We start from the raw sequence: 12,277 nt of genomic DNA, 5'->3' as shown, positions 1-12,277 counted from the left end.
GACATGGCGCGCACCATTCGTCCCGTTCCACCCGTGGAATACCATGCCGACCCCTCCCGCTTCGTGGTGGACACGGTGCTGAAGCGCGACGTGTTCTCCGTGGTGGAGCGCGGCACCTGGACCGACTCGACCGGCCGCGCTTGGCCCGCGGTGCGCCGGCGCTGGAACGAGGTTTCGCCCTGGCTCGCGCTGCTGGCGCGCCAGCTTGCGCACCACGAGGTGAAGGCACTGGAGCAGGTGACGCGCACCGGCGTCACCACGCCGCTGCTGGCGGTGGGCCACCGTTTCCTCGTGCGCGGGTGGATCGAGGGCGTGCCGCTGCAGATCGCCCGCCCCGTGGGCGACAGCCACTTCTTTCATTCCGCGCGCAAGGCGCTGCGCACCCTGAATGCCGCCGGCTATGTCCACAATGATCTCGCCAAGCAGCAGAACTGGCTGCGGGGCGCGGACGGCGAAGCCTGGCTCATGGACTTCCAGCTCGCCCTGCCCGTCAGCCGGCGCTGGAAGCTCGGTCGCGTGCTCGCCTACGAAGATCTGCGCCACCTGCTGAAGCACAAGCGCACCTATTGCCCCGACGAACTGACCACGCGCGAGAAGGTCATGCTGGCCAAGAAAAGCGTGCTCACGCGCGTGTGGATGGCCACCGGCAAGAAGGTGTACCGCTTCGTGACGCGGCGACTCCTCTCCTATTCGGATACCGAAGGACGCGGACCGCGCGTGACGCAGGTGGGGCCCCGCATCATTGCTGCCCTCAGGGAGCATCCCGCTGTCGCCGACGCGCACATGGCGGACTTCCAGACCCTGGGCGGCAAGGTGGGCCTCTATGCCTTCGTGGAGCCCCGCGCGCCGGTGACCGTGGAAGAGCTGCGCGCCCACCTCGCCCGTGCGTTGCCCGACCGGCCCCACCTCGACCATCTCCAGATCGTGCCGGCCTTGCCGCGGGCGGCGGACGGAATGGTGCGTGACGACCTGCTGCTGCTCATCGCGCGCAACCAGATCGAAATGCTGGAGACCCTCGCCGGCTCCCCGGCGATAGGCGCCCAGGTGGCGGAAATCGCCCGTGCGCGCCTCAACCTCACCGACCGCATCACCCGCCCGGCTGCCTGAAAGCGAGGGGTAACCCCGCCCGCGGACGGCACCCATCACCTTCCCCAGGACGACCCAGGGGCTCGTCGGCACGCCGTGGGGGCCGCGGCTGTCATGTGCCCTTCACCCAGCTTCTGCCCGCGCCTGCGCGCCGCGCCGCCCGCCACATTGCGAAGGTTCGCCACAGAGGGGCAAGCCCGGCGATCTCGCGGGAGGGATCCCGCACACGCCCCAGCGCCTTCAGGTCGGCCGGCACCAGCGCAAGCTGAAGGTAGGGCGCGGCGAGCGCCTTGCGCGTGACGGGCGACAGCGCTGCGAGGGCGTCGCCGGCAAGGGACAAGTGCCGCCCTGCCTCCGCACGCACGTCCGCGAGCACGTCGCGCAGCCGCGGCAAATCCCGTGCCCCCACCACAGCCTCCCGGTCGAGCCCGTGGCGCGCGAGGAGATCGAGGGGCAGAAAGCACTGCCCCCGGCCCGCATGGATGGGAAAGGCCCGCATCAGCCCCGTGAGCGCGATGGCGACGCCCCCGTGCCCCGAAGCCTCCGCCGCCGCGCTGGCCGCACCGGGCGCGAGCATCATCGCCGAGAGCTGGAGCAGCGCCCCCGCCGTCTCGCCGGCATAGCCCTCCAGGTCGCCGAGGCTCGGCATCGGATCATCGTAGAGATCGAAGATGCGCGCATCGATGAGATTGATGAGGCTTGCCATCGGCAGGCCGAAGCGGGAGACGGTGTCGAGCAGCGCATGGGCCACGGGGTGGGCCTCTACCGCGCCGCGCCCCTCGCCCGCGATGGTCTCGCGCCACCAGGCGAGACGCACCTCGCCCGGCAGGGGCTCGCGCACCATCTCGCGCACCCGCGCCACGTCGAGATTGAAGGCATAGAGCGCGAGAAGGTGCCGGCGCACCGGCTCCGGCGCGAACAGAGCGGCCAGGAACCGGTCGCGATCCTGGGCACGCACCAGATCCGCGCAGTGGACATAGGCCGCATCAAGGCGGCCCGTGGACGAGGCTTCGGCAGACATCGCCGTTGGATACGCCGAGAGGCCGCCTGCCGCCAAGGGCGAATGGAATCGCTCAACGCCGGAGCCACACCTCTGTCGCGATGCCCGTGCAGCTGCGCGAAAGCGCGTCACGCCCGCAGCAGCCTTTCAGGGGTCGTCCAAAGAACACGCGACAATCCGATAGTGGAGAATACACAGGTCGTTAGAGCGCGATCAGGGCCGCACCCACCGGCCGCCCTTCCTCCAGAAGGACATTGTAGGTGGACGCCGCCGCGCCTGTCGGCATCAGCTCGAAGCGCAGACCCGCATCGCGCAGGAGCTGCTTCAGCGGCTCCTTCAAATGAGCGGGGTCGCGACCGGTACCGATGAACAGCAGCTCGAAGGCGCCCGCCTCCGCGACGATGGGCGCGAATGCCGCCGCGTCCAGCTCTCCCCAGGCCTTCGGTGCCCAAGGTCGAAGCCCGGCAGGCAACGCCAACAGGGAACCGGAATGCGACATGCCGGCGAAATGAAAGAAGTTCGCCCCGTATCCGTCGATGGGCACCTGCCGCGGGAGGAAGGGTTCATCCGGCCGCACGCTCATGGCTCAGCTCCCGATTGACCCGTCACATGTCCTACAGAGGGGCCGCCATCGCCCGGTGTGGCGGCGACACGCCTCAGCCGCGCCGCCTGCCGCCCTTGGAACCGCCGCCTTTGCCCCCCCTGCCGCCCGGCTTGCCGGAGGCTTGACCGGGAGCCTTCGCCGGCACCGGAGCGGACTTGCCTTCGGCGGCTTCCTCGGCCTCGATGAATTCGGCCGCCTCTTCCACGTCCAGCACATCCTCGGGAGACGCCTCCAGTGGCGCGGAGATCGGCTTTGCCTCCTCCTTCGGCTCCACCGTGCTCGCCCGCAGGCCCAGGTGGATGAGGATGGGCGCGGCGACGCAGATGGTGGAATAGGTGCCGATCACCACGCCCACGGTCATCGCCAACGAGAAGCCGCGCAATACCTCGCCACCGAAGAAATAGAGGGCGAGAGTCGCGAAGAAGGTGGTGGTGGAAACGATGATGGTACGCGAGAAAGTCGCGTTCACCGCCGTGTCCAGCAGTTCCGGCAGCGGCATCTTCTTGTAGCGCCGCAGCATCTCGCGGATGCGGTCATACACCACCACCGTATCGTTGAGCGAATAGCCCATGATGGTGAGGATGGCGGCAATGGAGGTGAGATCGAAATCGATCCCCAGCAGCGAATAGATCATCAGCGTGACGAAGATGTCATGCATCGTCGTCACGATGGCACCCACCGCGAACTGCCACTCGAAGCGGAACCAGAGATAGGCGAGCACCGCCGCCGCGCCCAGCACCATGGCGAGAATGGACTGGCGCACCAGCTCGCCCGAAACGCTCGGGCCCACCGTCTCCACGCGGCGGATGGTGTAGTCCGGCCCCAGCGCAGTCTTGACGTCATTGACGATGGCCTGCTGGGCCTGCTCATTCTCGCCCACGTGGCCGAGGCGGATCAGCACGTCGCGCGGCGAACCGAACTCCTGGATCTGCACATCGCCGATCTCGATGTCGATCAGGTGCTCACGCAAGGCGCCGACATCCGCCGCGGGCTGCGAGGTCTGCGCCTCGATCAGCGTGCCGCCGCGGAAGTCGATGCCGAGGTTGAACCCCACGGTCACGAACAGGACCACGGCGAACACGGACATGACCGCCGAGAAGGGGAAGCTGAAGCGGCGCAGCTTCATGAACCCGATGTGGGTGTGCGCCGGAATGTAATCGATCAATGGCATGGGCGGCGCACCTTCAAATCGGCAGCTTCGCCGGGCGCTGCCACTTCACCCACCATGCGATCATCAGGCGGGTGAGGGTGTAGGCCGTGAACATGGTGGTGAGAAGGCCGAGGATGTAGGTGACGGCAAAGCCGCGCACCGGACCCGACCCGCCCATGAGGAACAGGATGGCGGCCGTGGCGAGCGAAGTGACGTTAGCGTCGAGGATGGTGCCGAGCGCGTTCACGAACCCCTTGTCGATAGCCGAGATGGCGGCCCGCCCCTCGCGCGCTTCGTCGCGGATGCGCTCGAAGATCACGACGTTGGAGTCCACCGCCATGCCGATGGTGAGCACGACGCCGGCGATACCGGGCAGGGTCAGCGTCGCGCCGAGCAGGGACTGGAGCGCGAACATCAAGGTGACGTGCACGGCCAGGGCGATCAGCGCGAACACGCCGAACAGTCCGTAGACCGCGATCATGAAGACGGCCACGAGCCCTGCGGCCACATAGGCGGCGACCTTGCCAGCCTCAATGGAATCGGCGCCGAGGCTCGGGCCCACCGTGCGCTCTTCCACCACCTTCAAAGGAGCCGGCAGCGCGCCGGCCCGCAGCAGGATGGCGAGGTCGTTGGCCTGCTGCACCGTGAAGGAGCCCGAAATCTGGCCCGATCCGCCGAGGATGGGCTCGCGGATCACCGGGGCGGAGATGACCTGGTTGTCGAGCACGATGGCGAAGGGCCGGCCCACCGCATCCTGGGTGGTGGCGGCGAAGCGCCGGGCGCCGTTGGAATTGAAGCGGAAGGAGACGATGGGCTCGCGGGACTGGGGATCGAAGCCCGGCTGAGCATCCACCAGATCCTCGCCGGAGACGCGGACCTGCTTCTCGACGAGATAAGGCCGGCCGTCCTGGCCGTAGAGCACCTCGGAATCCGGCGGCGCACGACCCTCAAGCGCCTGCTCGGGCGAGACCGACTGATCCACCATGCGGAACGAGAGCTTGGCGGTCTGGCCGAGCAGCGCCTTCAGGCGCTGCGGGTCCTGCAGGCCGGGCACCTGCACCAGGATGCGGGTGAGGCCCTGGCGCTGGATGTTCGGCTCCACCGTGCCGAGCTGGTCGATACGGCGGCGGATGATCTCGATGGACTGATCCACTGCCGAGCGCATGCGTGCGTCGAGGCCGGCCTGGGTAAGCTGCAGCGTGATGGCGCCCTCAGCACCGGAGGAGACGGTGAGATCCATCTCGCTGCTGGTGCTGCCGAACATGGCGTTGCTGACCGGCGCGGCGAGCTTGCGCAGCTCGACGAGCGCCTTGTCCATGTCCGCGGGGTCGCGCAGGCGCAGGGTGATGGTGGTGTCGCGAACGGCGAGGTTGCTGTAGCCGATCTTCTGATCGCGCAGCACGCGCCGCACTTCGTCACGCATCTGCTCGGCGCGCTCCTTGCGCAGCGCCGCGCCATCCACTTCCAGAAGGATGTGGGAACCGCCCTGCAGGTCGAGGCCGAGCGTCACGCGGCTCGACGCCAGCCACGTGGGCAGGTGCGCGAGCGCGCTCTGCGGCAGCACGTTTGGCAGTGCGAACAGGATGCCGAGGGCGACCGCGACGAGGATCGCCGCTGTCTTGAGTCGTGAGAAATGCAGCATGTCGCGCGATCTATGAAATCAGGAGGCTGCCGGCTCGTCCTTCGCCGGCTCGCCCTTGGAGCGGACGGTGGCGATCTGGGAGCGCATCTGGCGGACGCGCACGTTGTCGGCGACCTGAAGCTCGATCTCGTTCTCGTCCACCACGCGCGAGACCTTGCCGACGAGGCCGCCGGCGGTGACCACCACGTCGCCGCGGCGGAGCGCGGTCACCATCTCCTGGTGCGCCTTGGCCCGCTTCTGCTGGGGGCGCAGGATCAGGAAATACATCACCACGAAGATCAGCAGGAACGGGGCGAGCTGAATGAGCATGTCGGCTCCGCCGCCGGCAGCCGGAGCGCCCTGGGCGAAAGCAGGCGTGATGAACATTTGCGTCCTCGTTCGTCTGGGAATCGGAAGGTCGGGACCTACCCGGGAGCGATGCCCGCCGGGCGGAGCCCATGCAACGCCGGTGGCGGCGAAGCGGGCGGACTATAACCACCGCCCGGTGGTTTGCAAACGCGTCCTGAATTTCAGCGGCGAATACGACCCGGCAGCGTGCACGGGCGCCGCCTCCACCGGCTTCGGGATCGCCCGAAACCCGCGGTGCGGGGCGCCCGGCGCGCCTATTTCGTGCCCGGCACTGAAACGGCCTCGGCGCCAGAGGAAGCCGTGTCCGAGATGCTCGAGCTGAGCTGATGCATCTGAGTCGCGTAGTTGTCGCGCGTGTTGGGGTCCACCACCGCCACCGGAGCGGCGATGACGAGGCCCGCCGCGGTACCCACCGTGGAGGCGGCATCGGCGGAGAACTGCACGATTCGCTCGCCCACGCCGACACGGGAATCGGTCATGGTCTGGCCCTGCGCGAGGCGGGCACCGATGGACTGCACCACCTCGGGGCTCGCGGCGAACTTGCCGTGATTGAGGGGATCGTCGGTCTTCAGCTTGGTGAGGTCGAGCACGGTGATGTGGTTCTTCTCGAACTCGGTGCGGTAGGGCTCCTGGGTGGGATCCACCTGGCCGATGCGCGGCACGTCGCCCCATACCCGCTTCGACACCGCCAGCGCCTTGTCGTCCTGTGAGACGAAGAGCGTGAAGTTGGGCCGCGGCTCCCCGAGCTCGCCGAAGATGACGCGGAACACGTCCGAATCCACGTCAGGCGAAGCCAGCATCACATTCTTGATCTTCGGCAGGATGCGGCCATTGCGGATGGCCATCTGCCTGAGGGCCTCCAGCGCCACCACATTGCCCATGGAGTGGGCGAGAATGGAGATTTCGCCCACGTTGGGGTCCTTGGCCATGAAAGTCAGCAGCCGTTCCAGCGCGTCGCGCGAATAGGAGGTGCTTTCGCGATCGTAGCCATAGGCAAGCAGGCTGCCACGCGAAGGCCACGTGAACAGCACGGGCGCCACGTCGGCTCCCGAATCGTGGATGATCTGGGCGAACCGGAACACCGCGTCGTCGAAGCGCTGGTTGTAGCCATGCACAAACACCAGCGCCTGCCGGCCGGGCGCGCGCTTGATGCGGACATTGAACCACTTGATGGCCTGGTCCTGCGTCAGGTCCTCGACACGGGTGGTGACGAAATCGGTGGCCGGATTGCCGGGCACGGTCTTCGGCCATTGCACGTCTCCCGGCGCGCGGGCGCTGTCGGGCGGAATGGAGACGTCAATCTCCATGAAGGTCGGCCTGGCCCCGCGCTCGCCGGTGTAGATATCCGGCCCATCGGTGCGCGCGCGCACGGTAGCCACCGCCATGTTGACGTGCGAGGTGCCGGGCACCTCGTCGGGCACTGGAATCAGCGCCCCCGTGGGCCGCCCGCCACAGGCCGCGACCAGAAAAGCGACCGCCAGAAACGACACGACATCGCGCCACCGAAGCGCAGCCAGGATTCGCAACGTCTCACCCCACATCCAATGTCCTGTTGTGGATAGGTGAGCGCGGGCGCCTCCGCAATCGGCCGCCGCCGGCTTTCCGGCCACGCGCGCACGATTCTTCTCAGAGTGTGGCCGCAGTGCCCGGAATGAGCGGCAGGAAGCGCACCGGCATCAGCTCCCGCACCTGGTTGCCCGCGTGCTCCTTCACCACGCGCACCAGCATCTGCACCTCGTCGCCTTTGCCGATGGGCATGATGAGGACGCCGCCGAACTTGAGCTGGTCGAGCAGCGCGGGCGGGATTTCGCGCGCGCAGGCCGTCACCATGATGCGGTCGAACGGGGCGCGCGACGCCATGCCCTGGATGCCGTCACCCACATAGGCGGCCAGGTTTCGCAACCCCAGCACCTCATAGCGCGCCACCGCTTCTGAAATGAGTGTCCGGTAACGATCTACCGTCACCACCCGCGCCGCCAGGTGGGAAAGCACCGCCGCCTGGTAGCCCGAGCCGGTCCCCACCTCCAGCACCGCATGCTCGGCAGTGACTGCCAGAGCCTCGGTCATGGCGGCGACGAGACTCGGCTGGGACATGGTCTGCCCGCAGGGAATGGGCAGCGAGACATCGTCATAGGCATGGGCGCGCAGGTGCGGGTCCACGAACAGCGGGCGCGGCACCAGCTCCATGGCGCGCAGCACCGCCACGTCGCGGATGCCGTGCTGGCGCAGAGCCAGGATGAAAGCCATCCGCTCGGCCTTCTCGCCCTCGCTGTCGGCCCCGCTAATCATTCGCCTCAACCTCCCCCGATGACCCATTGAAGGAACAAGAATTTTGGTCATATCTCAAGTTGAACTTTAACTTTAAGTTCGCATGCTACTTTAAGAAACCAGCCACCCCTCCCCTGCCCCATGCGCCCGGCTTCGCTCGATCCGCTTTTTTCTCCGCTCGACAGCCTTCCCGGCATTGGACCGAAGCTGTTGCGCCCGTTCGCGCGCCTTCTGGGGCGGGAAACGCCGCGGGTGCTGGACCTTCTGCTGCACATGCCCTCCCATTTCGTGGACCGGCGGGCGCGGCCCACCATCGCCGAGGCTCTCCCAGAGACGGATGTGACCCTCGAAGTGCGCGTGGACGGCCACCAGCACCCGCTTGAAGGCAGCCGGGGCCCGCACCGCACCTATGTTTCCGATGCGAGCGGCAGCCTGGTCGTGGCCCACTTCAAGATGGATCGCGCCCGGCTGGAGCACATGCTGCCCGTGGGTGCGACCCGCTGGCTGTGCGGCCGCATCTCGCTCTATGACGGCATGCGGCAGATGACCCACCCGGAGCGGGTGCTGGATGCGGCGGGCCTCGCCCGCCTGCCGCCGGTGGAGCAGGTGTATCCGCTGGTGGAGGGCCTCGCGGCCGGCTACCTGCGCCGCGCCATGGAGGCCGCCCTCGGCCGGGTGCCGGAACTCGCCGAGTGGATTCCCGAGGGCGCCGGCCCCGCGGGGCGCTGGCCCACCTTCCGCGAGGCGCTGCTGCGGCTCCACCGCCCGGCGACGCCGGAAGAGGCGGTGCCCACCGGCGCCCCCTGGCGGCGGCTCGCCTTCGACGAGCTGTTCGCCCACCAGCTCACCCTCGCTTTGGTCCGCGCACGGGAAGAGAAGGCCGGCGGGCGCGCGACGGTGGGGGACGGCAGCCTCTCAGGGCGCATCCTGGCGGCCCTGCCCTTCGCTCTCACCGGCGCGCAGCAGCAGGCGCTTTCCGCCATCCGGGCCGATCTCGCGGCCGAGACGCGCATGCTGCGGCTGCTGCAGGGCGACGTGGGCTCGGGCAAGACGGTGGTGGCCCTGCTCGCCGCCGCCACCGCCATGGAGGCCGGGCGGCAGGCGGCGCTCATGGCGCCCACCGAGATCCTCGCCCGCCAGCACCTCGAAACCATCACGCCCCTGGCCGAGGCGGCGGGCATCCGGGTGGCGGTGCTGACGGGGCGGGAGAAGGGCAAGGCCCGCGCCGCCCTGCTCGCCGATCTCGCGGAAGGGCGCACGCAGCTCCTCATTGGCACCCACGCCCTGATCCAGGACGACGTGGTGTTCCAAGACCTCGCCCTCGCCGTGGTGGACGAGCAGCACCGGTTCGGGGTGGAGCAGCGCCTGGCGCTGGCCCGCAAGGGACACGGCGTGGACATGCTGGTGATGACCGCCACCCCCATTCCCCGCACCCTGGTGCTGACCCTGTTCGGCGACATGGACTCCTGCGAGCTGCGGGAGAAGCCTCCGGGCCGGCAGGAGGTGGATACCCGCGCCCTGCCCATGGAGCGGCTCGGCGAGGTGGTGGCTGGGGTGGGCCGCGCCCTCGCCCAGGGCGCCCAGGCCTATTGGATCTGCCCCCTGGTGGAGGAGAGCGAGGCGAGCGACCTCACCTCGGTCACCGAGCGGTTCGAGGATTTGAAGGCGCATTTCGGCGGCCGGGTGGACGTGGTGCACGGGCGCATGTCCGGCGCGGCCAAGGATGCCGCCATGGCGCGCTTCGCGGCCGGCGAGACGCGGCTGCTGGTCTCCACCACCGTCATCGAGGTGGGGGTGAACGTGCCCAACGCCACCTTGATGGTGATCGAGCACGCCGAGCGCTTCGGCCTTGCCCAGCTCCACCAGCTTCGCGGCCGGGTGGGGCGCGGGGAGAAGGCCTCCACCTGCCTGCTGCTCTATCGCGGCCCCCTGAGCGAAACCGCCAAGGCGCGCCTTTCCGTGCTGCGCGAGAGCCAGGACGGCTTTCGCCTGGCGGAGGAGGACCTGCGCCTGCGCGGCGAGGGCGACGTGCTCGGCACGCGGCAGAGTGGCATGCCCGGGTTCCGCATCGCCCGCATGGAGTTCCACGGGGCGGAGATGGAGGCGGCCCGTACCGCCGCGGCCGCCGTCATCCGCGCCGATCCCGACCTCGCGGGGCCGGGCGCCGAGGCGCTGCACACCCTGCTGTACCTGCATGAGCGCGATGCCGCGGTGCGCCTGCTTTCGGCTGGGTGAGGCTGGCGCGCACCGCGTACGGGAGCGATGCCGCCGCGCCGGCCCTTCCCCCTTGCTGTCCGGAGGCGGAGGCGGCATGGTCGCACCATGATCGCGCCCTCCCGTCCGCCTTCCGCTTCCTCGGCCGAGAGCCCTGGCCAAGGCTCGGACTACGGCCCCGACCACGGTGCGCGCCGGGGTCCGGACCAGAGCTTCCTCGGCAGCGCGACAAAGGAGGCCCGCGCGCGGGCGGCGCGCGCCGCGCACCGGCGCATGGATGCGCGCGCCCTGCGAGCCGAGCTCTACCGGCGGGCGCTGTTCGGCGCCGGCGTGGTGTTCCTTGCGATCGGGTGTATCGGCATGGTCGTGCCCATGATGCCGGGCACGGTGTTCCTCATCCTCGCCGCCTGGTGCTTCACCCGTTCCTCACCGCGCATCGAGGCCTGGCTTCTCAACCACCGCTATCTTGGCCCCAGCGTGCGCCGCTGGCAGGAAACGGGAGCCATTCCGCTGGTGGCAAAGGGGTTCGCCCTCACCAGCTTCGTCGGCTCCTTCGGCGGCGCCTGGTATTTCGGCGCGCCCGATCCGGTGCTCATCTTTCTGGGGGGCCTGTTCGCCCTGCTCACGGCATTCATCGTCACAAGGCCCAACTGAGCGCCACCGCCTCAGGCAGCGCCGGACAGCCGCGGGGCGGCGCAGACGACCTTGTCGCGTCCTTGGTCCTTGGCCGCGTAAAGCGCGGCATCCGCGCGGGCGATCGCTCCTTCAAGATCATAGGGCCAGCCGAGCTCCGCCACGCCAATGCTCACCGTGACCGGCGGCAAGCCGCCATCGCTGCATGTCGCCGCCGCAAGGCGCAGCGTTTCCGCATGCAGGCGGGCGGCCTTGAGGGCGGTGTGATCCAGCAGCACTGCGAATTCCTCGCCCCCCATGCGCGCGGCAAGCGCCGACTGGGGCACCGTGCGCCCCACCATCTGCGCGAATGCCCGGATCACGGCGTCACCCACCGCATGGCCATGGGTGTCGTTGACAGCCTTGAAGCGATCCAGATCCAAAAGCAGCACCGACAAGGGGCGCCGCTGCGGCGCCGCCTCGGCCAATATGCGCTCCGCCCGCAGCACGAAGCCGCGCCGGTTGGCCACGCCGGAGAGGGGATCGGTCTCCGCGTCGGCCTGCTTTTCCACGATCACCGTCTGCAGGGCCTTGATGAGCAGCACCAGCCCGGTGGCCACCAGCATGATGCCGGAACTGACCTGGGAGATCAGCGCATAGGTGGAATTGATGTAGCCCGCCGCTCCATCGCCTGTTCCCACATAGGTCGCCACCACCGCCTTGGCCGGAAAGTGCAGCGCCAGCAACGCAAACATGCCGGCGAGAACGACATCGCCGGTGCGCCGCGGGCTGCACCTGAGGATCACCCACACGCAGCCGCCCATCGCCAGGAAGAAGGGGGATTGATAGAGCAGCTCATAGGCCAGGCTGTTGCGGCGCAGCAGCGGCAGGATCAGCACCACCGCCAGCGCATAGGCCGCTATCGTCCCCACCACGGCCCATGGCGGGCGGCGGCGATAGAACACTGCCAGTGCAGGTACCATCAGCAGCAGGCCAGAGGCGAAGCTGGCGAACACCAGGAATGCGAATGGGCGGGTCCAACCGCTATAGGCGAGCCCCAACTGCGCCAGAGGCGTGAACATGCCCACGCCATAGCTGGCGGCGAACCAGATCGGCGCGCGGTTGCCGCGATTGAGCAACGCGATGGCCACATAGCTCGCCGCGAACAGCAGGGCGACCGCCATGTTCATCACCAGCGCGAACCCTGCCGACTGCATCCGCTGCGACCTTCCCCCTTCCACCCCCTCCACCACGCGCGGAACAGGAGACGAGCCCCACACCGGCTGCCGCCCTTGCAGGGCGAGCTCAACCGCCGCTGCGCATTATGTCACCCCGCACGCCACGCTGACAAAT

11 protein-coding genes are annotated in these 12,277 nt (G+C 68.7%); 3 read left to right on the top strand and 8 right to left on the bottom strand.

Going from position 1 to position 12,277, the window contains the following annotated elements:
- The first annotated feature begins 3 nt into the window (after window positions 1–3).
- Window positions 4–1,107 (top strand): serine/threonine protein kinase, encoded by a 1,104-nt coding sequence (locus V5F61_RS02960; protein WP_393987271.1) that lies wholly within the window; start codon window positions 4–6, stop codon window positions 1,105–1,107.
- Window positions 1,108–1,198: 91 nt separating this feature from the next.
- On the opposite strand, the gene V5F61_RS02955 is transcribed toward V5F61_RS02960, so the two are convergent.
- The 7 genes from V5F61_RS02955 to V5F61_RS02925 form a co-directional block, all read right to left on the bottom strand.
- Window positions 1,199–2,107, bottom strand: coding sequence for a phytoene/squalene synthase family protein (locus V5F61_RS02955; protein ID WP_393987270.1), 909 nt, complete (start codon window positions 2,105–2,107; stop codon window positions 1,199–1,201).
- A gap of 181 nt (window positions 2,108–2,288) precedes the next feature.
- On the bottom strand, window positions 2,289–2,669 hold the full coding sequence (locus V5F61_RS02950; protein ID WP_393987269.1) for an Mth938-like domain-containing protein: 381 nt from the start codon (window positions 2,667–2,669) through the stop codon (window positions 2,289–2,291).
- 73 nt (window positions 2,670–2,742) lie between these two features.
- Window positions 2,743–3,861 carry a protein translocase subunit SecF gene (secF, locus tag V5F61_RS02945; RefSeq protein ID WP_393987268.1) on the bottom strand — a complete coding sequence of 373 codons (1,119 nt, stop codon included), beginning with the start codon at window positions 3,859–3,861 and terminating at the stop codon, window positions 2,743–2,745.
- Between the two features lie 13 nt (window positions 3,862–3,874).
- Entirely contained in the window at window positions 3,875–5,482 is a 1,608-nt protein-coding gene (secD, locus tag V5F61_RS02940) for a protein translocase subunit SecD (protein WP_393987267.1), read from the bottom strand.
- Window positions 5,483–5,500: 18 nt separating this feature from the next.
- Complete coding sequence (gene yajC, locus V5F61_RS02935; protein ID WP_393987266.1) at window positions 5,501–5,848, bottom strand: preprotein translocase subunit YajC; 348 nt, start codon at window positions 5,846–5,848, stop codon at window positions 5,501–5,503.
- Window positions 5,849–6,084: 236 nt separating this feature from the next.
- Window positions 6,085–7,320, bottom strand: a complete 1,236-nt coding sequence (locus tag V5F61_RS02930) for an alpha/beta hydrolase (RefSeq protein WP_393987265.1) — start codon at window positions 7,318–7,320, stop codon at window positions 6,085–6,087.
- 136 nt (window positions 7,321–7,456) lie between these two features.
- A complete protein-coding gene (locus V5F61_RS02925; protein ID WP_393987264.1) occupies window positions 7,457–8,119 on the bottom strand; it encodes a protein-L-isoaspartate(D-aspartate) O-methyltransferase in 663 nt (220 codons plus the stop codon).
- Window positions 8,120–8,239: 120 nt separating this feature from the next.
- Between V5F61_RS02925 and recG the strand changes: the two genes are divergently transcribed.
- Window positions 8,240–10,333, top strand: coding sequence for an ATP-dependent DNA helicase RecG (recG, locus tag V5F61_RS02920; RefSeq protein WP_393987263.1), 2,094 nt, complete (start codon window positions 8,240–8,242; stop codon window positions 10,331–10,333).
- An 87-nt stretch (window positions 10,334–10,420) separates the two neighbouring features.
- Window positions 10,421–10,966: a YbaN family protein gene (locus tag V5F61_RS02915; RefSeq protein ID WP_393987262.1), complete on the top strand. Its 546-nt coding sequence runs from the start codon at window positions 10,421–10,423 to the stop codon at window positions 10,964–10,966.
- A gap of 11 nt (window positions 10,967–10,977) precedes the next feature.
- Here the strand turns inward: V5F61_RS02915 and V5F61_RS02910 are convergent, their stop codons facing one another.
- The gene (locus V5F61_RS02910; RefSeq protein WP_393987261.1) at window positions 10,978–12,141 is read right to left on the bottom strand and encodes a GGDEF domain-containing protein; all 1,164 of its coding nucleotides are present in this window, start codon (window positions 12,139–12,141) and stop codon (window positions 10,978–10,980) included.
- Window positions 12,142–12,277 lie beyond the last annotated feature (136 nt).

The organism is Xanthobacter sediminis (assembly GCF_043195015.1).
Classification (GTDB): Bacteria; Pseudomonadota; Alphaproteobacteria; order Rhizobiales; family Xanthobacteraceae; genus Xanthobacter.
Note: the sequence above shows the minus strand (reverse complement) of the source record. Positions and strands in the feature narration are given on the sequence as shown.